We start from the raw sequence: 25,702 nt of genomic DNA, 5'->3' as shown, positions 1-25,702 counted from the left end.
ACAGTTGCCCGAGTTCCGTCAGGAAGAATGAGGTCGAATGTGGGAGCGAGCCTGCTCGCGAAGGGCTCGCTACCAAATCCAAAGCCAAGCACTCATTGTGGCGAGGGAGCTTGCTCCCGCTCGACTGCGCAGCAGTCGCCTTGGATTTCAGGGGGAAAAAGCTTGGGGCCGCTTCGCAGCCCAGCGGGAGCAAGCTCCCTCGCCACAGGTTCCAGGCAGATCAAGCACTGTGGTGTTTGCTACAACCCGCCTGTCGCCCGGAACCCTACGCCTAATGCCGTGAACAACGACAACGGCAACAACAAGGTATCCAACAGCGCGCTACCCGGCAGGTCCACGCCCGGGTAACTCGGCGCCTCGGCACCAAAGCGGTCCTTGGCGCAGCAGCCACCCTTCAGGGCATACAAGTCTAGGCGCGTGCCCGCGTACACCACCGGCGCGCCCGGCTTGGCCGCGTCGAGGGTGCGGGCGGTGGCGCAGCCGGTCAGTTGCAGCGCCAGCAGCACGATCAGCAGCTTACTCATCACTGCTCAAATGATGCTCGCCCCAACGGGGCAACATGTCCTGGGGAATGTTCAGCAGATTGAGGATCCGCGCGACCACGAAATCGATCAGGTCGTCGATGGTCTGCGGCTGGTGATAGAAACCCGGCGACGCCGGCAGGATGGTCACACCCAGGTTCGACAGTTTGAGCATGTGCTCCAGGTGAATGCTCGAATACGGCGCTTCCCGCGGCACCAGGATCAACTGGCGGCGCTCCTTGAGCGTGACGTCCGCCGCCCGTTCGATGAGGTTGTTGCAGGCCCCGGTGGCAATCGCCGACAGCGTCCCGGTGGAACACGGCACCACCACCATCGCCGCTGGCGCGCCGGAACCCGAGGCCACCGGCGACATCCAGTCTTCCTTGCCGTACACACGAATCTGCCCCGCCGCCGCACCGGTGTATTCGGTGAGGAAGGCCTGCATCATCTGGGTCTTGGCCGGCAGGGTCACGTCGGTCTCGGTGGCCATCACCAGTTGCGCAGCCTTGGAGATGAGGAAGTGCACCTCGCGGTCCTCACGCACCAGGCAATCGAGCAGGCGCAAGCCGTACTGGGCGCCGGACGCACCGGTCATCGCCAGCGTGATGCGTTCCGGGCCGTTGCTCATTTCAGCGCCTCGGCGAGTTTGCCGTGCAGGCCGCCGAAGCCGCCGTTGCTCATGATCACCACGTGGGTGCCGGGCTGGGCCTGGCTCTTCACGCGCTCGATGATGCCCTCCAGGGAATCGCTGACAATCGACGGCACCGTGCACAGCGCGGCGGTGGCACCGAGGTCCCAGCCGAGGTTGGCCGGTGCGTACCAGATCACCTGGTCGGCATCGACCACGCTTTCCGGCAGGCCGTCGCGGTGGGCGCCGAGCTTCATGGAGTTGGAGCGCGGCTCGATGATCGCCACCAGCGGCGCGTCACCGATGCGCTTGCGCAGGCCGTCGAGGGTGGTTGCGATGGCTGTTGGGTGGTGGGCGAAGTCGTCATAAATGGTGATGCCGTTGACCTCGGCGACTTTCTCCATCCGCCGCTTCACGCTTTTAAACGCGCTCAACGCGGCAATGCCCATGGACGGCACCACGCCGACATGACGGGCTGCCGCCAGGGTCGCCAAGGCGTTGGCAACGTTGTGCTGGCCGGTCATGTCCCACTCGACCACGCCTTGGGACTGGCCTTCGAACATGACTTCGAACTGCGAGCCGTCATCCTTGAGCAACTTCACCTGCCACTGACCGCCCGCGCCGGTGGTCTGCACCGGGGTCCAGCAGCCCATCTCGATGACGCGCTGCAACGCCGGCTCGGTGGTCGGGTGAATCACCAGGCCTTCGCTGGGAATGATGCGCACCAAGTGGTGGAACTGCCGCTCGATGGCCGGTAGATCGGGGAAGATGTCGGCATGATCGAACTCAAGGTTGTTGAGGATCGCCGTGCGTGGACGGTAGTGGACGAATTTCGAGCGTTTGTCGAAAAACGCGCTGTCGTACTCATCGGCTTCGATCACGAAGAACGGCGTGCCACCCAGGCGCGCCGACACCGAGAAATTCTGCGGCACGCCACCGATCAGGAAGCCCGGGCTCATGCCCGCGTGCTCCAACACCCAGGCGAGCATGCTGCTGGTGGTGGTCTTGCCGTGAGTGCCGGCCACGGCCAGGACCCAACGGCCCTGCAACACGTGATCGGCCAGCCACTGGGGCCCGGACACGTACGGCAGGCCTTTGTTGAGCACGTATTCCACCGCCGGGTTGCCACGGGACATGGCGTTGCCGATGACCACCAAGTCTGGCGCCGGTTCCAGTTGCGCCGGGTCATAACCTTGGGTCAGCTCGATGCCCTGGGCCTCCAGCTGCGTGCTCATCGGCGGGTAGACGTTGGCGTCGGAACCGGTCACGTGATGGCCCAGCTCCTTGGCCAGGACCGCCATCGAACCCATGAAAGTGCCGCAAATACCGAGAATATGGATGTGCATAGTCGACCTCGTAAACATGGCCGCAGGTTAGCGTAGGGAGGGGAAAATCGCACCTTGTGTTTGAGGCCCCCGTGCACAGACGGCCTCCTGTGGGAGCAAGGCTTGCCCGCGATAGCGGTGGGTCAGTTGCATAGATGTTGAAAGTGCCGTCGCCTTCGCGAGCAAGCCCGCTCCCACAATTTGACCGAGTCCCTTCAGGAAGAATGCGGTCAACTGTGGGAGCGGGCTTGCTCGCGAATGGCCGCGCCACGGTTAACGGGTAATCGCGTGTTTACGCAGCTTGCGGTAAAGGGTATTGCGGCTGATGCCCAATTGTTCGGCGGTGTGGGTCATGTGCCAGCGCTGGCGCTCCAAGGCATCGAGCAATGCCACGCGCTCGGCATCTGCCAGCGGGTGTTCAGTCGGGGCTTCAACCGGCGCAACCGGCCGCTGGCGGATCATCGCCGGCAAATCCTCCAGCCCAATCCGCCCGCCATCGCACAACGCGGCAAGGGTGCGCAGCACATTGCGCAGTTGTCGCACGTTACCCGGCCAGTCGAAGCCCAGCAATGCCTGGCGCGCCGGTTCGTCGATGAGCACCGTCTCGGCGCCGCTCTCTTCAGCCAACAGGAAATCCAACAATTGCGACTTGTCACTGCGTTCGCGCAACGCTGGGAGGGGGATTTCCAAGCCATTGAGGCGGTAATACAAATCCTCACGGAAACTGCCATCGCGCACCCGGTCGAGCAACTGCCGGTGAGTGGCGCTGATGATGCGCACGTTCACCGCCTCGGGCTCGCCGCCGATGGGCACCACCTGGCGATCTTCCAACACCCGCAGCAAGCGGGTCTGCAAGGCCAGGGGCATGTCGCCGATTTCATCAAGGAACAGCGTGCCGCCGTCGGCCTGTTGCAGCTTGCCGCGCATGCCTTCCTTGCGCGCGCCAGTGAAACTGCCGCCGCGATAACCGAACAGCTCGCTCTCGATCAGGCTTTCCGGGATGGCCGCGCAGTTGAGGGCGACAAAGTTTTTCCCGGCACGCTGGCTGGCGTGGTGCACAGCCTTGGCAAACGCCTCCTTGCCGGAGCCGGTTTCACCCTGGATCAGCAGCGGCACATCGCGTTCGTAGACCCGTAGCGCCTTGCGAAAATGCTCCTGCAGCGCCGCATCTCCCAGGCAGATGCCCGGCAACCGCGCGGGCTCGATGGCCTTGAGCAACGGCGCGACCGGCACCGGCACGCTGCGGGGCTGGCCACGCAACACGGCGAACAAATGCCGGCCGTCACGGGTACGCAGTGGCCAACTGGCGCTGGCTTGGGCGCTGGCCCGGCCCAGCAACTCGTCCAGTGGACAGTCGAAGAAGTCTTCGACCCGCTGACCGAGCAGGCCGCCACGGATATGCCCCAAGAGATTGAGCGCGCTCTGGTTGACCGCGCAGATCCGCCCTTCGCCGTCGAAGGCCATCAAGCCTTCGCTGAATAGTCCTACGGATTCGGCCTGCAAGTGGAAGCGCAGCAGCCATTGATTGTCGAAGCAACGCAGGAAGTAGCAGCTCTCGATCATCTTCGCCGAGAGATTGACCAGGGCCATGGTGTGGAACTGGCTCTGACGCGACACGTCCGGCCGGGCCGACGACACGTCGAGCACCGCGAGCAATTCGCCGTGGGGATCGAAGACCGGGCTGGCCGAGCAGGTCAGGCCGGTGTGGCGGCCACGAAAGTGTTCTTCCTGGTGAATGGTCAGGGCCTGGCGTTCCACCAGGCAGGTGCCGATGCCGTTGGTACCTTCGCAGGCTTCGCTCCAGTCGGCGCCGAGCCAGAGGCCGGCCCGTTCGAAAATCTTCCGTTCGCTGGGGGCGGTGACACAGTTGAGGATTACCCCTCGGGCGTCGGTGAGCAGCACCGCGTGGCCGGCGCCGGAGAGTTGCTGGTGCAGGCTGGTCATTTCATTGCCGGCGATGTGCAGCACTTGCTGCAAGCGCTCGCGGCTCTCCAGCACCCGGCCATGCTCGAGCACCGTCGGCGCCAGGTTCTGGGCCGGGTCGAGGTGATAGTCCTCGAGGCAACGCAGCCAGGAACGGGCAATCGACGGATCGCTGCCAGGGCCCTGCAAATGGGCCTTGCCCTGGGTGACCGTCAGGACTTGCTGGGCATGGCGACTCAAGTGGTTGCTGTGCATGTTCTTATTATTCTCCCCTGACGGACCTGCCTCACTGGAGCAACTGTTTAACATTTAACCCGTGTTCGACACTTAACCTGTGCTTGACACTCAACCCTGTGGCGAGGGGATTTATCCCCGCTGGGCTGCGCAGCAGCCCTGAAACCTGAGCATGCGGTATATCAGATTGATCGAGTTGGCTGCTTTGGGGGCTGCTTCGCAGCCCAACGGGGATAAATCCCCTCGCCACAGATAAATCCCCTCGCCACAATGTGCTGAGCAGGCCAACTTAGTGAGGCCCAGCATCCTCCAGCCCAACCGCCTTTGCAATGCTGGCGCGACCTGTCGGTCACAGACTGTCTCGCATCTGGCACAAACTGTCACACCCGCTGTATCGCAAGCGTCACACAGCCCCTCCGTTTGTCCGACCAACTCCTCCTAAAGTCTTGATTTCCGGGCCCTGCAAGGCAATGGCCCAACCTTTGCTCTAGGCTTAAGTACCAGCGCGAATTTGCGCGGCTCCCTAATAAGCACAAAAGCCAAGGAGAACTCATCATGCGTTACGCTCACCCCGGTACTGAAGGCGCTATCGTTTCGTTCAAGGCTAAATACGGTAACTACATCGGCGGCGAGTTCGTCGCGCCTGTCAAAGGTCAGTACTTCACCAACACATCCCCGGTCAATGGCCAGCCCATTGCCGAATTCCCGCGCTCCACGGCCGAAGACATCGACAAAGCCCTGGACGCCGCCCACGCCGCCGCCGATGCCTGGGGCGCCACCTCGGTCCAGGCCCGTTCGCTGATCCTGCTGAAAATCGCCGACCGCATCGAAGCCAACCTTGAAGTGCTGGCGATCACCGAATCCTGGGACAACGGCAAGGCCGTGCGCGAAACCCTCAACGCCGACATCCCCCTGGCCGCCGACCACTTCCGCTACTTCGCCGGGTGCCTGCGGGCCCAGGAAGGCAGCGCCGCCGAGATCGACGGCAACACCGTGGCCTACCACATCCACGAACCGCTGGGCGTGGTCGGGCAGATCATCCCGTGGAACTTCCCGCTGCTGATGGCCGCCTGGAAACTCGCCCCGGCCCTGGCCGCCGGTAACTGCGTAGTGCTCAAGCCGGCCGAGCAAACCCCGCTGGGCATCTGCGTGCTCATGGAGCTGATCGGCGACCTGCTGCCACCCGGCGTGCTGAACGTGGTGCAAGGTTTCGGCAAAGAAGCCGGCGAAGCCCTCGCCACCAGCAAGCGCATCGCCAAGATTGCCTTCACCGGCTCGACCCCGGTGGGCTCGCACATCATGAAATGCGCCGCCGAGAACATCATCCCGTCCACCGTGGAACTGGGCGGCAAGTCGCCGAACATCTTCTTCGAAGACATCATGCAGGCCGAGCCAAGCTTCATCGAAAAAGCCGCCGAAGGCCTGGTGCTGGCGTTCTTCAACCAGGGCGAAGTCTGCACCTGCCCATCCCGCGCCCTGGTGCAGGAATCGATCTACGACGAATTCATGCAAGTGGTGATGAAGAAAGTCCTGCAGATCAAACGCGGCGACCCGCTGGACACCGACACCATGGTCGGCGCCCAGGCGTCCGAGCAGCAATTCGACAAGATTCTTTCGTACCTGGAAATCGCCAAGGGCGAAGGCGCCGAGCTGTTGACCGGCGGCAAGGTGGAAAAACTCGAGGGCAACCTGGCGACCGGGTATTACATCCAGCCGACCCTGCTCAAGGGCACCAACAAGATGCGTGTGTTCCAGGAAGAAATCTTCGGCCCGGTGGTGAGCATCACCACCTTCAAGGACGAAGCCGAAGCCCTGGCGATCGCCAACGACACCGAGTTCGGCCTCGGCGCCGGCCTCTGGACCCGCGACATCAACCGCGCCTACCGCATGGGCCGGGCGATCAAGGCCGGTCGCGTGTGGACCAACTGCTACCACCTGTACCCGGCGCATGCCGCGTTCGGTGGCTACAAGAAGTCCGGCGTCGGGCGTGAGACGCACAAGATGATGCTCGATCATTACCAGCAGACCAAGAATTTGCTGGTGAGCTACGACATCAATCCGTTGGGGTTCTTCTAAGTAAAAAAGGGCGAGGCAGGTAACCCTGCTTCGCCCTTTAGATCGCCTTCGCGAGCAGGCTCGCTCCCACAGGGATTTGTGGATAACTCGTTTCCAGGGTTGAAACAGATCCACTGTGGGAGCGGGCTTGCTCGCGAAAGCGGTGTGTCAGTCACTTAGATGCTGAAGGTAGGACCGCTTTCGTCGGATCGCCGCCCGGAGCAAGCCCGCTCCCACAGGGGTAATGCGCCACTCCGGCGATCAGGTTGGATAAAACAACAATAAAAACAGGTAAACCCTTATGCCAAGCGATCATGCAAACCCGCAACCGGCAACGTCCTCGGTCGACTTCGAAAAAGTCGGCTCCGAATATTTCCAACAACGCGAACTGAAAAAAGGCGCGGCGGGCTGGGTCCTGCTGGTGGGCCTGGGCGTGGCCTATGTCATTTCCGGTGACTACGCCGGCTGGAACTTCGGCCTGGCCCAGGGCGGCTGGGGCGGGATGTTCCTCGCCACGCTGCTGATGGCCGCTATGTACCTGTGCATGTGCTTTTCCCTCGCCGAGTTGTCCTCGATGATCCCCACCGCCGGCGGCGGCTACGGTTTTGCCCGCAGCGCCTTCGGGCCCTGGGGCGGGTTTCTCACGGGCACGGCGATTTTGATCGAATACGCCATCGCCCCGGCGGCGATTGCCGTGTTCATCGGCGCCTATTGCCAGTCGCTGTTCGGCATTGGCGGCTGGATGATCTACCTGGCGTTCTACATCATCTTCATCGCCATCCACATATTTGGCGTCGGCGAAGCGCTTAAGCTGATGTTCATCATCACCGCCGTCGCCGCCCTGGCGCTGGGGGTTTTCCTGGTGGCGATGGTGCCGCACTTCAACGTCGCCAACCTGTTGGACATTCCGGTCAAGGAAGCCGTGGGCGCCAGTCCGTTCCTGCCCTTCGGCTACGTCGGCGTCTGGGCGGCGATCCCTTATGCCATCTGGTTTTTCCTCGCCGTGGAAGGCGTGCCCCTGGCCGCTGAAGAAACCAAGAACCCCAAGCGCGACCTGCCACGCGGCCTGATCGGCGCCATGCTGGTGCTGGTGGCCTTCGCCCTGCTGATCCTGGTGATCGGCCCGGGCGGCGCCGGCTCCAACGCGCTGATGACCTCGGGCAACCCGCTCGTGGAAGCCCTGGCCAAGGCCTACGGCGGCTCGACCTGGATGGGCAGCTTCGTCAACCTCGTCGGCCTGGCCGGTTTGATCGCCAGTTTCTTCTCGATCATCTACGCCTACTCGCGGCAGATCTTCGCCTTGTCCCGCGCCGGCTACCTGCCACGCAAACTCTCGGAAACCAATAAAAGCAAGGCACCGGTCCTGGCCTTGGTGATCCCCGGCATCATCGGCTTCGGCCTGTCCTTGACCGGCCAGGGCGACTTGCTGATTCTGGTGGCGGTGTTCGGCGCGACCATTTCCTACGTGTTGATGATGGCCGCGCACATCACCCTGCGCATCCGTCGCCCCAAAATGGACCGGCCATACCGCACGCCGGGCGGCATCTTCACCTCGGGCGTGGCGCTGGTGTTGGCGTGCATCGCCGTGGTGGCGGGCTTCCTGGTCGATCCTCGGGTGGTGATCGGCGCCGCGATCATCTATGGAGTGTTAATTGCTTACTTTGCTTTCTACAGTCGGCATCACTTGGTCGCAGGCACGCCCGAAGAGGAATTCGCGGCCATTCAAAAAGCCGAAGAAGCCTTGCACTAAGCCGTAACGTGCCGAAAACCACGGCGCCGCCCAGCGGCGCCGTCACGGAGAACCTGTATGGCCAGCTTTGCACACACGGTCGGCGCCCAGACCTACCGCTTCGACAGCCTCAAAGACCTGATGGCCAAGGCCAGCCCGGCCCGTTCCGGGGATTTCCTGGCCGAGATCGCCGCCCTCAACGATGGCGAGCGCGTGGCCGCGCAAATGGCGTTGGCTGACTTGCCCCTGAGCCATTTCCTGCAAGAAATGCTGATTCCTTACGAGGTCGACGAAGTCACCCGGTTGATCGTCGACACCCACGACAAACAAGCTTTTGCCGCCGTCAGCCACCTCACCGTCGGCGGGTTTCGCGACTGGCTGCTCAGCGAAGCCGCAGATGAACAGAGCCTGCGCGCCTTGGCCCCGGGCCTGACACCGGAAATGGTCGCCGCTGTCTCGAAGATCATGCGCGTGCAAGACCTGGTACTGGTGGCGCAGAAAATCCGCGTCGTCACCAAGTTCCGCGGCACCCTCGGCCTGCGCGGGCGCCTGTCCACCCGCCTGCAACCCAACCACCCCACCGACGAACCCGCCGGGATCGCCGCGAGCATCCTCGACGGCCTGCTCTTCGGCAATGGCGACGCCATGATCGGCATCAACCCGGCCACCGACAGCACCGCCTCGATCTGCGCCATGCTGGAAATGCTCGACGCCATCATCCAGCGCTACGACATCCCCACCCAGGGCTGCGTGCTGACCCACGTCACCACCTCCATCGAGGCGGCGAACCGTGGCGTGCCCCTGGACCTGGTGTTCCAGTCCATCGCCGGCACCGAAGCGGCCAACGCCAGTTTTGGCATCAGCCTGAACATCTTGAAAGAAGGCTACGACGCCGGGCTCAGCCTGAATCGCGGCACCCTCGGCAACAACCTGATGTATTTCGAAACCGGCCAGGGCAGCGCGCTGTCGGCCAACGCCCACCACGGCGTCGATCAACAGACCTGCGAGACCCGGGCCTACGCCGTGGCGCGACATTTCAACCCGTTTTTGGTGAACACGGTTGTAGGCTTCATCGGCCCGGAATACCTCTACAACGGCAAGCAGATCATCCGCGCCGGCCTCGAAGACCACTTCTGCGGCAAGCTGCTCGGCGTGCCGATGGGCTGCGACATCTGCTACACCAACCACGCCGAAGCCGACCAGGACGACATGGACACCCTGCTGACCCTGCTGGGCGTGGCCGGGATCAACTTCATCATGGGCATCCCCGGCTCCGACGACATCATGCTCAACTACCAGACCACCTCGTTCCACGACGCCCTCTACGCCCGCCAGACCCTGGGCCTCAAGCCGGCGCCGGAATTCGAAACCTGGCTGGCGAACATGGGCATCTTCACCCAGGCCGATGGCCGGGTGCGGTTCGGCGACAACCTGCCACCGGCGTTTCGTCATGCCTTAGCGCACTTGGGATAAGAGACCCGCCATGGATAAATCACCTGTCGATCCACAAAACCCCTGGCTGAACCTGCGCAACCTCACCCCGGCGCGCATCGCCCTGGGCCGCACCGGCACCAGCCTGCCGACCTCGGCGCAACTGGATTTCCAGTTCGCCCACGCCCAGGCCCGTGATGCCGTGCACCTGGCGTTCGACCACCAGGGCATCCGCGCACAACTGGATGAACGCGGCCGTGAGAGCCTGTTGCTCCATAGCGCGGCCAGCGACCGCAACAGTTATCTACAGCGCCCGGACCTGGGCCGACGGCTCGATGAGGCATCCGCGCAAATGCTGGACGCGTACGCGGCGGCCCACCCTGGCGGCGTGGACCTGGCCATCGTCGTGGCTGACGGCCTGTCGGCGTTGGCGGTACATCGCCATACCTTGCCGTTCCTGGCGCGGCTGGAAGAGCAGATCGCCGCTGACGGCTGGTCGGTGTCGCCCATCGTTTTGGTGGAACAAGGCCGCGTCGCCGTGGCCGATGAAGTGGCGCAACGGCTCGGTGCCAAGATGTCGGTGATCCTGATCGGCGAACGCCCCGGCCTCAGCTCCCCCGACAGCCTGGGACTGTATTTCACCTACGCCCCCAAGGTCGGCCTGAACGATGCCTATCGCAACTGCATCTCCAACGTGCGCCTCGAAGGCCTGAGCTACGGCATGGCGGCTCATCGCCTGATCTACCTGATGCGCGAGGCCTGTCGCCGGCAGCTCTCGGGGGTCAATCTGAAGGACGAAGCCCAGGTAAACACTCTAGAGTCGGAAAACGCTGCCGATATGAAAGGTAATTTCCTACTGGCGCCGCCCCGCGACTGATCCGTTTATCCGATTGCGTTTTTGATCCGCTTTCAGGCAGCATCAAAAGCACGGCAGCGCGACAGTGTTGTCAGAATATCTGTCGACCCTTGCAGACGAGACCTACCATGCGGATTATCCAAGCAACCCTGGAACACCTGGACCTGCTGACCCCATTGTTCGTCAAATACCGGGAATTCTACGGCTCACTGCCCTACCCGGATTCGTCCCGAGCCTTCCTCGAAAAGCGCCTGCGCCGCAAAGAGTCGGTGATCTACCTGGCCCTGCCCGATGACGACGACAACCGTTTACTGGGGTTCTGCCAGCTCTACCCGAGCTACTCATCGCTGTCGCTCAAGCGCGTGTGGATCCTCAACGACATCTACGTCGCCGAAGACGCCCGCCGCCAGCTGGTGGCCGACAACCTGATCCGCACCGCAAAAAAAATGGCCAAGGAAACCAACGCCGTCCGCATGCGCGTCTCCACCAGCAGCAACAACGAAGTCGCGCAGAAGACCTACGAATCGATTGGGTTCAAGGAAGACACCGAGTTCAAGAACTACGTGTTGCCGATCAGCGAAGATTTGACCTGATGACCGCGGACTGATCGTCCCCACGCTCCGCGTGGGAGCGATCAAACCTCTGTGGCCGAGTGAAACCCCTGTGGCGAGGGAGCTTGCTCCCGCTGGGCTGCGCAGCAGCCCCAATCTCCTGCAACCTCAACCTCAATGACACAGCACTAACCTGTGGCGAGGGGATTTATCCCCGTTGGAGCGCGAAGCGGTCCCAACAGCAGCCACCTTGGTCAACCTGATACACCGCATGCTCAGGTTTGGGGCTGCTGCGCAGCCCAGCGGGGATAAATCCCCTCGCCACAGGTATTCCTCTCGCCCCAAGGTGTTTGCCCTACCTCGAAATCCCCAGCTACAAACTCCCCCCGCATGCCCCCCGCGCCACCGTATAATGCCGCTCTTCCCAGCTTGTAAGAAAAAGCTACACACCCTGTAGCCATACTCAAAGCCAGACCCACCCGCCTGCCGAGTCGGGCCGCCACCACAGGTGCCATACATGGATTTCAACCCCCTCGACCTCATCCTGCATCTCGACGTCTACCTCGACATGCTGGTGACCAACTATGGGACGTGGGTCTACGCCATCCTGTTCCTGGTGATCTTCTGTGAAACCGGCCTGGTGGTCATGCCGTTCCTGCCCGGCGACTCCCTGCTGTTCATCGCCGGCGCCGTCGCCGCCGGTGGCGCCATGGACCCCGTCCTGCTGGGCGGCCTGCTGATGCTCGCGGCGATCCTCGGCGACAGCACCAACTACCTCATCGGCCGCACCGCCGGCGAAAAACTCTTCAGCAACCCCAACTCGAAAATCTTCCGCCGCGACTACCTGCAGCAAACCCACGACTTCTACGCCAAACACGGCGGCAAAACCGTGACCCTGGCGCGCTTCCTGCCGATCATCCGCACCTTCGCCCCCTTCGTCGCCGGCGTCGGCAAAATGAACTACCTGCGCTTCTTCGGCTTCAGCGTCCTCGGCACCGTCCTCTGGGTCGGCGGCCTGGTGACCCTCGGCTACTTCTTCGGCAACGTGCCCTTCATCAAGCAGAACCTGTCGCTGCTGGTCGTGGGCATCATCCTGCTGTCGCTGCTGCCGATGATCATCAGCCTGGTGCGCAGCAAACTGAACCAGCGCGCCTCGAAAGCCCACCCGCGCTGATCGCCATGTGGTCCCTGAGCAACTGGCGCCGCCGACGCACCCTCGCCAAACACCCCGTGGCCGAGGACACCTGGCAGCGGGTGCGCCAACAATTGAGCTTCCTCGACGGCATCAGCGCCGCCGAGGACCAATGGCTGCGGGAAGCCTGCGTGCTCTTCCTCCACGACAAACACCTCACCGCCCTGCCCGGCGTCGAACTGCACCAGGAACAACGCCTGCTGCTCGCCGCCCAAGCCCAATTGCCACTGATGCACCTCGGCGACCTGAACTGGTACCAAGGCTTCCACGAAATCGTCCTCTACCCCGACGACTTCCTCAGCCCCCAACGCTACCGCGACGCCAGCGGCATCGAGCACGAGTGGGACGGCGAACACAGCGGCGAAGCCTGGCCCCAAGGCCCGATCATCCTGGCCTGGGACGGCGTCATGGCGAGCGGCGGCTGGGACGGCTACAACCTGGTGATCCACGAACTGGCGCACAAACTCGACATGCTCAACGGCGACGCCAACGGCCTGCCACCGCTGCACGCCGACATGCGCGTCAGCGACTGGGCCGAGGCCATGCAGCAAGCCTTCGACGACCTCGACCGCCAACTCGACCACAACCCCGACGCCCAAACCGCCATCGATCCCTACGCCGCCGAAAACCCCGCCGAGTTCTTCGCCGTCACCAGCGAATACTTCTTCAGCGCTCCAGACCTGCTGCACCAGGCCTATCCACGGGTGTATGAACAGCTCAAGGCGTTCTACCGCCAGGATCCGTTGGCCCGGCTGCGGCAACTTCAGGCCGAAGATCCGGTCTATCAGGCGTCATACTAAGGTCTCTAAGACCCTGGTAACGTGGCAACAGCGGCCGAATATGCCTATAATCGCCGCCACTTTTTGGTCAATCCGACCAGTCATTTGGTCAACTAACGGGGGCACCGCCCAATGAGCTACAGCAAGATTCCGGCTGGCAAAGACCTGCCGAACGACATCTACGTCGCAATCGAAATCCCGGCCAACCACGCCCCGATCAAATACGAAATCGACAAAGACAGCGACTGCCTGTTCGTTGACCGTTTCATGGCCACCCCGATGTTCTACCCGGCCAACTACGGTTACATCCCCAACACCCTGGCCGACGACGGCGACCCCCTCGACGTGCTGGTCGTGACCCCTTACCCAGTGGCCCCAGGCTCGGTCATCCGCGCTCGTCCAGTCGGCATCCTGAACATGACCGACGACGGCGGCGGCGATGCCAAAGTCATCGCAGTGCCACACGACAAACTGTCGCAACTGTACGTCGACGTGAAGGAATACACCGACCTGCCACCGCTGCTGATCCAGCAGATCGAACACTTCTTCGCGAACTACAAAGATCTCGAAAAAGGCAAGTGGGTCAAGATCGAAGGCTGGGCCGGTGCTGATGCCGCCCGTGAAGCGATCACCCAATCGGTTGCCGCCTACAAAGGCTGAGACTGAACTTAAAAAGAACCCCGGTTAGTACCGGGGTTTTTTATGTTTGGACCCTGCTTAATACAACTTCGTATTAATAGCGTTTAGCTACGTTTACATTGCCAGTTTCGATTCCCGCAAACGGAAAGATCATCTTATAAATTCACACGACATGTTTATTGCCCAAAGCACAGTCGTCTCTAAACTTTCCGTTTATGAAAATACTTTCCAGTGGCGACCGCTTCAGAGCCCTCCTCAGAGAAGCGAACATCCGATCCGCCGACTTCGCGAAGTTGTACGGCGTGAAATCCCAACACGTGAACAACTGGTTCAACCGTGGCATCCCGCCCGGACGCATCCACTCCATCGCCAGCCTGCTGACCGTCAGCCCGGAGTGGCTCGCCCGCGGCGAAGGCCCACAAACGCCATTGGGCCTCGGCCCCGGCACCACCTATGAAGCCGCCGAAAACGACGGCGTCTACAGCGTGGCGGAACCCACGGACATCGAACTGCCCTTCTACAAGGAAGTCCCCATCGCCCCCGGCGAAACCAAAACCCACATCACCGAAATCCCCGACCAATCCATCCGCCTGCCCCGCAGCCACCTCGAATCCCTGGAAATAGACCCCAGCGACGCCATCTGCATCACCATGGTCGGCGACAGCATGGCCGAACGTATAGAAGACGGCTCCACCGTCGCCATTGACCGCGGCTTGACGCAAATTGTCGACGGACAAATCTATGCCCTCGAACATGACGGCATGCTCCGCATCAAATACCTCCACAGAATCCCCGGTAACCGACTGCGACTGCGCAGCCACAACAGCGCCGCGTACCCCGACGAAGTCTTCAGCGCCGAACAAATCGACGCACAACACATCCACGTGATCGGCTGGGTGTTCTGGTGGTCAACCCTCAACAAACAGAGACCGCCGGTGTCCGACTAACCCACCCAAGGCCAGAAACAGTGGCAGGAACTGCAGTAGAAGCTGTGGCAGGAGCTTTTGTGGCAGAGAGCTTTTGTGGCGAGGGAGCTTGCTCCCGCTGGGCTGCGCAGCAGCCCCCTGCTTTCCCCCTAAATCCCCCTAACCCAATGATTCCACACCACTTACCACTGGGCTTCCGAAGCAAACCCGCGTATCCTCCGCCCCACATTTGCGAGCCCACGCCTCGCACCGACAAGGCAGATCACTTTCTGACCAAGTCCCACAGCCGGCCGCAAGAGCCGGATGTACGTTTTGAAGGCTGGTAAGGTTTGTCAAAAACGAGCTGAATCAGTCAACGAGAAGCCGGCCATAAGCCGGCTTTTTAATGCGTCATTTATTGACCGTTGCCCATCTCACGTGCCCAAGACAACTCTAGTTGCTTATTGAATGGCGCAACGCCATGGCCAAACTCGCCTTACCTTCGTTAAGCTACCGCGACTTACGCATCAAAGCGCAGGCTTCGCGCAGAGTGGCTACGCAACCGAAGGATCGAACATGGCAGCCAGCAGTAATTTCGCCTTTCTCAAGGAACACGATCCCGTTTTCCTAAAGCTTGCGAGCACAGCCGAGCAGGTATTCGCCAGCGATCCCAATACAACGTTGATCAAACTACGCCAACTTGGCGAAGCCTTGGCCCAGGATTTGGCCAGCCGCGCCGGTATCGAATTTGATACCCACACCTCTCAGTCCGACCTGCTGTACAAGCTCAGCCGCGAAATCCAGCTGGATCAGAACATCCGCAGCCTGTTTCATACCCTGCGTGTTGAAGGGAACAGGGCCACTCACGGGTTCCATACTCAGCATCGTGAAGCCATGGATGGACTAAAGGTCGGTCGGGCCTTAACCATCTGGTATCACCGGTCCTTCGGCAAGAACGCCGAGTCCTTTAAGCCCGGCCCTTTCGTTACCCCCAGCGACCCCAGCGCCCCACTACGCGACCTGCAAAATCAAATCGAACAGCTCCGAGCGCAGCTCAACGATTCCAGCCAACAGCTGGAAAATAATCAGCAACTTGCCGAACTACTCAAGCGCGAAGCTGAAGAATACGCTGTGCTTGCCGAGCAGATGGATGCTGAGTCGCGCAGCAACAAGCAACTGATCAAAGAGCACGAAGCAGCCCTACAAAAGATGCGCTCAGAGCATGAGCAAAGCCTTAAAGCGCTGCAGCAGCAACTGGCCGCACAGCCGCAGGCCAGCAAACAGGTTGCCAAGAAAACCCAACAGGCCAGCAGTAGCTTTGATCTTTCGGAAGACCTCACCCGTATTTTGATCGATCAGCAATTAATCGACGCCGGATGGGACGCAGATTCTCTTGACCTCACTTACAGCAAAGGTGCACGTCCCGAGAAAGGTAAAAACAAAGCCATCGCCGAATGGCCAACCAGCAGCCCCAAAGCCTGCGCCGACTATGTGCTGTTCGCTGGCCTAATGCCTATCGCCATCGTCGAAGCCAAGCGTAAACGCATCAATATTGCCGACCGAATTCCCCAGGCTGAGCGTTATGCCCGCGAGTTCAACCTATCCAGTGAGCATATACAGCCTTGGTTGCAAGCTGGCCAAGCACAGCCTTGGAGCGATGGTGACGGTAGCCATTTCCGCGTGCCCTTTGCTTTCGCCTGTAACGGTCGTCCCTTTATTAAGCAGCTTGCAGAACAGTCCGGCACTTGGTTCCGTGATCTGCGCAGCCCTGCCAATACCCGCCGGCCGCTGCAAGATTTTCACAAGCCAAACGACTTACTAGATCTGCTCAAACGCAGCCAGGCGGAAGCCGAGGCCAAGCTCAAAGCTGAGGGCTTTGCTTACCTCAAGTTGCGCGATTACCAAGAGAAAGCCATCCAGGCCGTGGAACAGGCGCTGGCTGACAATCAGCGCGATTGTTTATTAGCCATGGCCACCGGCACGGGTAAAACCCGCACCATCATTGGCCTGATGTATCGCTTCCTCAAAACCGAACGCTTCAAGCGCATTCTCTTTCTGGTCGACCGTAGTGCCCTTGGCCAGCAAGCTATTGACTCGTTCAACGACACCACGCTGGAGCAAAATCACACCCTGGGGCAGATTTACGACATTAAAGAGCTCGGCGACATGGCCGCAGAAGCGGAGACCCGCATCCAGGTAGCCACCGTACAAGCCATGGTCAGTCGGATTTTCCGCTCGGATACCCCACCGTCCGTAGGGGAGTTCGATTGCATCATCGTCGACGAAGCTCACCGGGGTTATACGCTCGATCAGGAGATGACCGAAGGTGAGCTGACCGTACGCGATCACAGCCAATACCTCTCCCAATACCGACGTGTGCTCGATCACTTCGATGCCTGCCGTATCGGTCTAACGGCCACGCCAGCCAAACACACCAGCGAAATTTTCGGTAAACCGGTGTACACCTACAGCTACCGGGAAGCTGTTGCTGACGACTGGCTCATCGATCATGAGCCGCCGATCCGCTATGAAACCCAACTCAGTAAGCACGGCATCCGCTTTGAGAAGGGCGAATCGGTCAGCGTGATTAACACCCTGACCGGTGAGGTCGATGCAGCGGAGCTGGACGATGAATTGACTTTTAACATCGAGTCGTTCAACCGTACGGTCATAACACCGGCCTTTGACAAGGTCATCTGCGACGCACTGGCCAACGAACTGGACCCGTTCGGCGAAGAAAAGACCATGATTTTCTGCGTCAACCAAGCCCATGCAGAACGAGTAAAAAACCTGCTTGATGAGGCCTTCAAGGCAGCCTATGGCGAGCAGTACAACGAAGCGACCGTGCGGATCATTACCGGCCAGAGCGACAAGGTCGAGCAACTGATTCGCCGCTACAAAAACGAACCGCACCCCAGCATAGCCATTACCGTTGACCTGTTAACCACCGGCATCGACGTGCCGAAAATCTGCAATCTGGTGTTCATGCGCCGCGTCCGCTCACGTATTCTTTATGAGCAGATGAAAGGCCGTGCTACCCGTCGTTGCGACGAAATCGGCAAGACCGTGTTCCGCATCTACGACCCGGTCGACCTCTACGCCAGCCTCGAAGCAGTCGACACCATGAAGCCGTTGGTGAAGAACCCAAACATCTCGCTGGAACAACTGGTCAGCGAACTCACCAGCAGTGCAAGCCACGACGCACCCGGCAGCCAAGAAGACAGCAGCCATGCCCATGACGTGCTCGATCAACTCAGTCAGCGCATCATGCGCATCTTGCGCAAAGCCCAACACAAGGTCGAGAACAAACCAGGTCTTAAACGGAAACTTGATGAGCTGCAGGATATCTGGGGCATTGAACCAGCCAAGCTGCATAAGCACTTGCACGAGCTTGGTCCGCAGCAAGCCGCTAATTTTGTACGCCAACATAGCCAACTGATCGACCAGCTGGCTGCCGTCAGCGCCCTGTTGGGTTCGGAAAAATACCCGGTCATATCCCCTCACCCCGACCAGTTGATGGTACGCGAGCAAAACTATGGGCAATACCAAAAACCCGCGGACTATCTGGAGAGCTTCCATGAGTTCATTCACAAACAACTCAACCAGTCCGCTGCTCTTGGCGTCGTGGTTAACCGTCCCAAAGACCTAACGCGCGGACAACTGCGAGAAGTACGGCTGCTACTCGATCAGAACGGTTTCAGCGAAGCCAGCCTGAAAAGCGCTTGGCGTAATCAGACCAATCAGGAAATCGCTGCCAGCATCATCGGTTATATCCGCCAAGCCGCTATTGGCGAAGCATTGCTGCCATTCGATCAACGCGTCGCCAATGCCATGCAGGGTATTTACGCCTCGCAGCCCTGGACACCCGTACAACGCCGCTGGCTGGATCGTCTGGCCAAGCAACTGGTGCACGAAGTGGTGATTGATCCACAGCAGGTCAATGATGCCTTTAGGGGAGATGGAGGGATCAAGGGGCTGGATCGTAACCTGGGAGGGAAACTGGATTTGGTGCTGGAAGCGCTGAACGACAATCTTTGGTCGGCTGTTGGATGAATCTGAACCGTTTGAGGATTTTCCGGAGCTCATCATCCGCAGCCCCAGTACCGAAGGCATGCGCCCTTATACCCCAGCAGCGGAATCGCGCAGATCCGCAGGCGTCGCCTGTTCCACTCATCCTTGCGGCGCCAAAAAACTTGCAAAACGGAACATCTGTGCATAACCTCTCACGCAACACACCCGCCATGCCTATGGTTGCTCCGGCAGCTACGCACAAATTGAGCGGGTTTTTTATGCCCGGTAGTTTTTCCGCATGAAGCTTTTCAGCAAGCCAGCCATCGATATTCCTGCGCAATTGGCACTGCTCAAACAACGCGGGCTCACTATTCTGGATGAAGGCAAGGCACATTGTTTTCTCGAAGCCGTCAGCTTCTTTCGCCTCACGCCTTATATGCGCCCTTTCCAAATCTTGGAAGACGCCGAGCACGGTTTCAGACCCGGTACGCGGTTGCAGGCGCTCACTCGCCTATACGACTTTGACCGACGCTTGCGACTGCTAGTCATTGATGCCATTGAACGCATCGAGGTCGCGGCCCGAGCCGCCATCAGCAATCATATGGGGCCACACTTTGGCGCTCACTGGTATCTGGAGAGTCGCTTCTTTCAGCGCGATTATCGTCATCAGGCATTGCTCGATAGCATTCATAGCAAGCAAGACAAGGCGCGCCAGGACCATATGCGTGAATGCCGACGCATCGACGCATCCCAGGCGACCGAAGCCCGCAAAGCGCAGCTCAAAAGTCTGCGGACCAAGGAAAGCTATGCACGCCATTACGCATTGACTTACAACACTCCCGACCTAATGCCTGCTTGGGCAGCAATGGAAGAAATCACCCTTGGCGAGCTTTCGCACTTGTTCAAGGGATTGGCACGCGATGCCGACAAAAAGGCCATCGCCCGACGTCTAGCTTTGCCCGGTCCACTGCTGCAATCCTGGCTGCATACCCTAACGACCATCCGCAATATTTGTGCGCATCACGCACGGCTGTGGAACCGGGAACTGGGTATCCGTCCTGAACTGCCAAAAACCGTTAATTTCCTTTGGCCTCAACACTTACAACGTCCAGGGCAGCATGCCCGTATGTTTACGGTGTTATGCATCCTCAATTTACTGATGCGCCAGGTCAGCCCGCATACCAGCTGGGATAGACGTTTGCATGAGTTGTTAAACGAGTTCGCCGATATCAACCTGGCAGCCATGGGCTTCCCGCCGGACTGGCAGAATGACCCGTTCTGGCAAGTGCCCGGCTGAATAAGATTTTCGCGACCTACCCCGCTTACCATGAATCCTTTTTGAGAGCTCCCATGACCAACTCCGATATCGTCCAGAAGCTCTGGAACCTTTGCGACGTACTGCGCGACGACGGCATCAATTACAGCGACTACGTCACCGAGCTGGTATTGCTGTTGTTTATCAAGATGGAATTCGAACAGGTCCAGAACAATGACAGTTTCACCCATAAGTTGCCTGAGGGTGCCCGCTGGCCAGACCTGGCAAGCAAGTCCGGGCTCAACCTGCTCGATCATTACCGGCAGATGCTGTTGGACCTGGGCAAAAACAACGACCCGCTGATCGCCGCGATTTACGCCGACGCCCAGACTCGCTTGAAAGAGCCTCGCCACTTGGAGCAGTTGATCAAAAGCCTGGACGGGATCGATTGGTTCAGCGCCCGCCGCGATGGGCTTGGTGATCTTTACGAAGGTCTGCTGGAGAAGAACGCCAGCGAAACCAAATCCGGCGCCGGCCAGTACTTCACCCCGCGTCCATTGATCGACAGCATCATTCGCTGCATCAAGCCGCAGCCCGGGGAAACCATCCAGGACCCTGCCGCCGGTACCGCAGGTTTCTTGATCGCGGCGGATGCCTATATCAAAGGCAACACCGACGATCATTACGAACTCAATGACAAGGACCGCAGCTTTCAGCGTAACCGCGCCTTCATCGGCATCGAACTGGTGCCCGGCACCCGCCGTTTAGCCTTGATGAACACTTTGCTGCACGGTATGGAGGGTGACGAAGAAGGCGTGGTGCATCTCGGCAATGCCCTCGGCCAAACCGGGGCTAACCTACCCAAAGTTGATGTCATCCTCTCGAATCCACCGTTTGGTACAGCCAAGGGCGGCGGCGGTCCAACTCGCGATGATCTGACCTACAAAACCAGCAACAAACAACTGGCCTTTCTTCAGCACATTTACCGTGGTCTGAAATCCGGTGGCCGCGCCGCGGTGGTACTGCCGGACAACGTATTGTTCGAAGCCGGCGTTGGTACCGATGTACGCCGCGACCTGATGGACAAGTGCAACCTGCACACGATCCTGCGCCTGCCCACCGGTATTTTTTACGCTCAGGGCGTGAAGACCAATGTTCTGTTCTTTCAGAAGGGTACTGCTGACAATCCCCGGCAGGATCAAGGCTGCACACAGCGCACTTGGATTTATGACTTGCGTAGCAATATGCCTAGCTTTGGCAAACGAACGCCTTTTGGGGCGCAGCATCTCAAACCTTTTGAAGATGCCTATGGCGAGGATGCAAACGGTAATAGCCCGCGTGCTGAGAATGTCGAAGGCGTTGGCGAAAGCAGCCGCTTTCGGGTGTTTACCCGCGACTACATCCGCAAGGAACGGGGTGACTCGCTGGATATCAGCTGGCTTAAGGACGCTGACAGCGTGGATGCCGCTGATCTGCCCGCACCGGAAGTGCTGGCGGGTGAGGCTATGGCTGAACTGACCGAGGCACTGCGTGAATTGGAAGAGCTTATGAAGGCGCTGGGGGCTGGGGATGAAGTGGCTGCGCAGAAACACTTGATGGCCGAGGTTATGGGGCTCGCAGTAGTTGAGGGAATGGAAAATGAGTGACTTGCCAAAGGGGTGGACTGAAGAGAAGTTGACTGAATTGTGCCGCCCCAAGCAGTGGAAAGTAATCTCTGCTGCAGAGCTAACAAATACGGGGTACGTTGTTTATGGCGCAAATGGGAAAATCGGTTTTTATTCAAGCTATACACATGAAACCCCAACGCTAATGATTACTTGTCGAGGGGCCACCTGCGGCAATTTGCACGTATCGGAGCCGCGATCCTACATAAATGGAAACGCCATGGCTCTGGATAATTTAGCTGAGCAAGCCACTTCCACAAGTTATTTGAGATATATGCTCCAAGCTCGAGGCTTAACCGATGCAATTACTGGCTCAGCACAACCTCAAATAACAAGACAAAGCTTATCTCAGGTCTCGATAAGGTTGGCCCCGCTCACCGAACAAACCCGCATAACGCAAAAACTCGATGAGCTATTAGCGATAGCCGCCTCTCTTAAAGCACGTGTCGACGCCATCCCCGCCTTGCTTAAACGCTTCCGCCAATCGGTTCTTGCCGCAGCAGTTTCTGGAAGGCTGACGGAAAACTGGCGAACCGGAGATGTTCATTCTGCAAATGAAGACATACATTGGATAGAAACCCCTTTAAAAGTTCTGGGAGAGTTAGCTCGAGGAAAATCAAAGCATCGTCCTCGGAACGATAAAAGGCTATTCGGCGACAAGTACCCTTTTATACAAACGGGCCAGATATCCAACTCAACAGGGCGCATCAACAACACAAATATTTTCTATAGCGACTTTGGTTTAGCGCAAAGTAGACTTTTCCCAAAAGACACGCTTTGCATAACTATCGCAGCCAATATAGCAGACACAGCAGTCCTTGGCATTGAAGCTTGCTTCCCAGATAGCATCGTTGGCTTTATCGCAAACAATGAAAAATGCTCAACTCAGTTCGTCAAGTACCTCATTGATATAAACAAGAAAAAAATTGAAGCCCTTGCGCCGGCTACCGCTCAGAAAAATATAAACTTGAAGGTTCTGAGTGAGTTGGCTTTCCCGATGCCTCCCCTCGATGAACAAAAAGAAATCGTCCGCCGAGTCGAGCAACTCGTCGCCTTCGCCGACCAGCTAGAAGTCAAAGTCTCCTCAGCAAAGAAACGCATCGACCACATAACCCAAAGCATCCTGGCCAAAGCGTTCCGTGGCGAACTGGTACCACAAGACCCCAACGATGAACCTGCCAGTGTGCTGCTGGAGCGCATCAAGGCCCAACGTGCCGCCGCTCCCAAGGCCAAGCGTGGGCGCAAGGCCTCAGCTTGAGCGCATCACTGTCGCTATTTTCACGCTGGCCGTTACGCCCGGCAACTGAATAGGAAGTCATTTATGCCCATCCCGGATTTCCAGAGCGTCATGCGACCGATACTGGCCACCGTCGCCGACAATACTCCGCTAGCCCTAAGCGAACTTCGCGAGCGCATCGCTAACGAGTTTCAGCTCAGCGAGGAGGAGCGCAGCGAACGCCTGCCTTCCGGCAAGCAAACAGTCATTAACAATCGAGTCGGTTGGGCGCGAACCTATCTGAATAAGGCGGGGCTGCTGAGCATTCCGGCAAAGGGACTGGTGCAAATCACTGAACGCGGTCGAGAGGCGCTAAACAGCGGGCCGGCACGTATTACCGTTAGGTGGCTCAAGCAATACCCTGAATTCGCCGCGTTCCATACGACCAGTCCCGCCGATGACCCAGCGTTAGCCTTGCAGAGCGAACCGGTCGAACAAGCTACTCCCGACGAGCAACTGGCCGCAGCACACCAGGCGCTGACGCAATCATTGGCGGATGAACTGCTGGCCCTGGTGCGTGCAGCTTCACCAACTTTTTTCGAGCAACTGGTGGTCGATCTGATGATCGCCATGGGCTACGGCGGTTCACGCAAGGAAGCAGGACGCGCAACGCAACAAACCAACGACGACGGCATCGACGGAATCATCAAAGAAGACAAACTCGGCCTGGACGTCATCTACCTGCAAGCCAAGCGTTGGACCAACACCGTACACCGCCCGGAAATCGATAAGTTCATCGGCGCCCTCACCCGCCAACGCGCTCGCAAGGGTGTGTTCATTACCACTTCGGACTTCTCCAACGGAGCCCGTGAGGCCGCCTTGAGCCTGGATATCAAAGTGGTCTTGATCGATGGGTTGGAGCTGGCGCGGCTGATGGTCGAAAACAATCTCGGCTGCAACGTCAAACAGGTTTACGAAGTGAAGCACTTGGATAGCGATTACTTCGTGGAAGATTGACCCAGCTGGCTTGCCGCTCACCGCACCCACTGATGTCGTGCTGAGGTTCACAATTGTCCAACAGGCTGTTGGACAAATTGAGCGTGTTTCCGGGCTCTCTTATACAAAAACGCCTCTCTCGTCAGGGCAATTGGGCAGCAAGCTGTTGCACGACCTCAGTGCTCACCACCTGGATAACTCCCGGTAATTGTGCAAGTACCTCTTGCACAATTTGAGTCCATCGCTTATTCCGCGCCCCCTAAGAACATTCCTACAGCAATACTTCCTACATCCAAATACCGCGTCAACTCCGGACAAAACGTATCCCCTCTTGGGAACCATCCTACAACTTTCTGTTTTAGGACCTTGCTACCATTCGCCCAGAGCATTCCGACCTCATTAAAATATTCACCCCATCGAATTACTACAGCCAAACCTTTTAGAGTTTACTCATGACGACATCTGCCGAAGAATCGACACCCACAACCCAAGCGACGCCCCTGCTAGCCGCCCCTCGGTTCTACATCGTCTCGAAAAACAAATTCATCGTCATGTTTTTATTAACCCTTGGTTACTATTACACCTACTGGCTGTACAAAAACTGGAAAACATACAGGATCGCCACCAATGCAAGAGTGCTGCCCTTGATACGCACCATCATGGGCGTGCTATTTACTTATTCATTACACATGAAAATTGATCGACAACTATATATTTCTCATACGCACTACAAATGGCACCCGCGCCTACTTGCACTTGCACTTATAGTTTCCGAGTTTGTAGGGATTTATGCCGCATTCTGGCCGAGCGCACCTGGAGCTCATTCAGCCATTCCAGCAGCAACATTGCTTTTTAACCTGTTCTGCCTACTTCGGGTTCAGTCGGCAATTAACCATCTGGAAAATGATCCGCTAGGTCAGCAAAACTCCAAAATAACTGCTGCCAACTGCTTCTGGATTTCACTGACGGGTGTTGGACTGGCCATGCTGATCTATACGGCAGTGATGGCTAAGCTATAAGCCACCATGAAAAAAAGGTCTTGCCAAGCAAGACCTTTTTTTCATACCCGGGGTAAGCGCGGCCCCTTGTTACCTCACCTCAACAATATCCAAAGCCCGATTAGCCAACAGTTCACTCACCTCAATCACCTGCAAAATCCCCATCGCAACACGCCGTCGCGAACCCTCAAGGTCAAACGCCAGATCATTGATCATGGCATTGGCCGCAGCCAGGTTTTCACTGAGACTGGCAAGCAGGCATTCCGAATCAACATCAGGTGCGATGCGGAAGATGCTGTTGGGGTTGTCGGACGTTTCTTTCTTCGGCGTAGGCTTCAGGTAGTAATCCAAAGCCCGGTTAGCAGCATCATCAAGCTTCTTGTTACGAGCAGACTGAGCGCGAGACACATGCTCATCTGCAATCGGAGGGTTCGGTGTAATTTTGACCATAGCCTTAACTCTCTTTGGTGAGGCCACAACCCTCTCGCTGCTAAACGAGTGGGTGGCAGCTGTACGCGGGTTAGCAGACCGACGAGTTAAGAAATCGGCGCGCCCGAGGGCGCCCCACGCACAGCCACCATCAAATGCAGGGATGGGAATACCTGACTGATGAAGCTTGATGCGACTCAACTCGACGGGCTGCTAAACCCGATCACTGATGGGCAGTGACAGGATCAAAGCTACCGACGCGGCCAAAGACGCACAAGCCGGCGGATTCTGGCGTAGTTGTAGGCAATGGCGCAAGGTGATGTCGGTCGTGGCTAGTCTCGTGGAGTCACGATAAACAGCGGGCC

At 58.7% G+C, this 25,702-nt stretch carries 20 protein-coding genes; 15 read left to right on the top strand and 5 right to left on the bottom strand.

Annotation, left to right across the window (positions count from 1 at the left end):
* Window positions 1–239: 239 nt before the first annotated feature.
* The 4 genes from HU715_RS16065 to HU715_RS16050 all read right to left on the bottom strand — a co-directional run bounded on the left by HU715_RS16065 (window position 240) and on the right by HU715_RS16050 (window position 4,652).
* On the bottom strand, window positions 240–524 hold the full coding sequence (locus tag HU715_RS16065; protein ID WP_186706584.1) for a YceK/YidQ family lipoprotein: 285 nt from the start codon (window positions 522–524) through the stop codon (window positions 240–242).
* Window positions 517–1,149: a flavin prenyltransferase UbiX gene (gene ubiX, locus HU715_RS16060; protein WP_053125690.1), complete on the bottom strand. Its 633-nt coding sequence runs from the start codon at window positions 1,147–1,149 to the stop codon at window positions 517–519. The genes HU715_RS16065 and ubiX overlap by 8 nt, the downstream gene beginning before the upstream one ends.
* A complete protein-coding gene (gene mpl / locus HU715_RS16055) occupies window positions 1,146–2,495 on the bottom strand; it encodes a UDP-N-acetylmuramate:L-alanyl-gamma-D-glutamyl-meso-diaminopimelate ligase (RefSeq protein WP_186706585.1) in 1,350 nt (449 codons plus the stop codon). The genes ubiX and mpl overlap by 4 nt, the downstream gene beginning before the upstream one ends.
* Window positions 2,496–2,747: 252 nt before the next feature.
* A complete protein-coding gene (locus HU715_RS16050) occupies window positions 2,748–4,652 on the bottom strand; it encodes a sigma-54-dependent Fis family transcriptional regulator (RefSeq protein WP_186706586.1) in 1,905 nt (634 codons plus the stop codon).
* 534 nt (window positions 4,653–5,186) lie between these two features.
* Here HU715_RS16050 and exaC point away from each other — a divergent pair.
* From exaC to HU715_RS15975, 15 genes are all read left to right on the top strand, one after another.
* Window positions 5,187–6,707, top strand: coding sequence for an acetaldehyde dehydrogenase ExaC (gene exaC, locus HU715_RS16045; RefSeq protein WP_186706587.1), 1,521 nt, complete (start codon window positions 5,187–5,189; stop codon window positions 6,705–6,707).
* Between the two features lie 280 nt (window positions 6,708–6,987).
* Complete coding sequence (gene eat, locus HU715_RS16040; RefSeq protein ID WP_053125697.1) at window positions 6,988–8,436, top strand: ethanolamine permease; 1,449 nt, start codon at window positions 6,988–6,990, stop codon at window positions 8,434–8,436.
* Between the two features lie 57 nt (window positions 8,437–8,493).
* Complete coding sequence (locus HU715_RS16035; RefSeq protein ID WP_186706588.1) at window positions 8,494–9,888, top strand: ethanolamine ammonia-lyase subunit EutB; 1,395 nt, start codon at window positions 8,494–8,496, stop codon at window positions 9,886–9,888.
* A 10-nt stretch (window positions 9,889–9,898) separates the two neighbouring features.
* Window positions 9,899–10,723 carry an ethanolamine ammonia-lyase subunit EutC gene (gene eutC / locus HU715_RS16030; protein WP_186706589.1) on the top strand — a complete coding sequence of 275 codons (825 nt, stop codon included), beginning with the start codon at window positions 9,899–9,901 and terminating at the stop codon, window positions 10,721–10,723.
* 107 nt (window positions 10,724–10,830) lie between these two features.
* Window positions 10,831–11,295, top strand: a complete 465-nt coding sequence (locus HU715_RS16025; RefSeq protein ID WP_186706590.1) for a GNAT family N-acetyltransferase — start codon at window positions 10,831–10,833, stop codon at window positions 11,293–11,295.
* Between the two features lie 475 nt (window positions 11,296–11,770).
* On the top strand, window positions 11,771–12,427 hold the full coding sequence (locus HU715_RS16020; protein WP_186706591.1) for a DedA family protein: 657 nt from the start codon (window positions 11,771–11,773) through the stop codon (window positions 12,425–12,427).
* A gap of 5 nt (window positions 12,428–12,432) precedes the next feature.
* Entirely contained in the window at window positions 12,433–13,245 is an 813-nt protein-coding gene (locus tag HU715_RS16015) for a M90 family metallopeptidase (RefSeq protein ID WP_186706592.1), read from the top strand.
* Between the two features lie 111 nt (window positions 13,246–13,356).
* Window positions 13,357–13,884: an inorganic diphosphatase gene (ppa, locus tag HU715_RS16010; protein ID WP_186613746.1), complete on the top strand. Its 528-nt coding sequence runs from the start codon at window positions 13,357–13,359 to the stop codon at window positions 13,882–13,884.
* 194 nt (window positions 13,885–14,078) lie between these two features.
* Window positions 14,079–14,810 carry a LexA family transcriptional regulator gene (locus tag HU715_RS16005; RefSeq protein WP_186706593.1) on the top strand — a complete coding sequence of 244 codons (732 nt, stop codon included), beginning with the start codon at window positions 14,079–14,081 and terminating at the stop codon, window positions 14,808–14,810.
* A gap of 534 nt (window positions 14,811–15,344) precedes the next feature.
* Window positions 15,345–18,821, top strand: coding sequence for a type I restriction-modification system endonuclease (gene hsdR / locus HU715_RS16000; RefSeq protein WP_186706594.1), 3,477 nt, complete (start codon window positions 15,345–15,347; stop codon window positions 18,819–18,821).
* Window positions 18,822–19,077: 256 nt separating this feature from the next.
* Window positions 19,078–20,076, top strand: coding sequence for an Abi family protein (locus tag HU715_RS15995; protein WP_186706595.1), 999 nt, complete (start codon window positions 19,078–19,080; stop codon window positions 20,074–20,076).
* A 53-nt stretch (window positions 20,077–20,129) separates the two neighbouring features.
* Window positions 20,130–21,680, top strand: a complete 1,551-nt coding sequence (locus HU715_RS15990) for a class I SAM-dependent DNA methyltransferase (protein WP_186706596.1) — start codon at window positions 20,130–20,132, stop codon at window positions 21,678–21,680.
* Window positions 21,673–22,956, top strand: a complete 1,284-nt coding sequence (locus tag HU715_RS15985; RefSeq protein WP_186706597.1) for a restriction endonuclease subunit S — start codon at window positions 21,673–21,675, stop codon at window positions 22,954–22,956. Before HU715_RS15990 ends, HU715_RS15985 begins: the two co-directional genes overlap by 8 nt.
* A gap of 63 nt (window positions 22,957–23,019) precedes the next feature.
* Window positions 23,020–23,931, top strand: coding sequence for a restriction endonuclease (locus HU715_RS15980; RefSeq protein ID WP_186645326.1), 912 nt, complete (start codon window positions 23,020–23,022; stop codon window positions 23,929–23,931).
* Between the two features lie 431 nt (window positions 23,932–24,362).
* Entirely contained in the window at window positions 24,363–24,929 is a 567-nt protein-coding gene (locus HU715_RS15975; protein WP_186706598.1) for a hypothetical protein, read from the top strand.
* A gap of 69 nt (window positions 24,930–24,998) precedes the next feature.
* Here the strand turns inward: HU715_RS15975 and HU715_RS15970 are convergent, their stop codons facing one another.
* Window positions 24,999–25,358, bottom strand: a complete 360-nt coding sequence (locus tag HU715_RS15970; protein ID WP_186706599.1) for a DUF6124 family protein — start codon at window positions 25,356–25,358, stop codon at window positions 24,999–25,001.
* Window positions 25,359–25,702 lie beyond the last annotated feature (344 nt).

The sequence above is a fragment of the Pseudomonas zanjanensis genome (genome assembly GCF_014268745.2).
Taxonomy (GTDB): Bacteria; Pseudomonadota; Gammaproteobacteria; order Pseudomonadales; family Pseudomonadaceae; genus Aquipseudomonas; species Aquipseudomonas zanjanensis.
The sequence above is the reverse complement of the archived record's forward strand: the minus strand, read 5'-3'. Positions and strand labels throughout refer to the sequence as shown.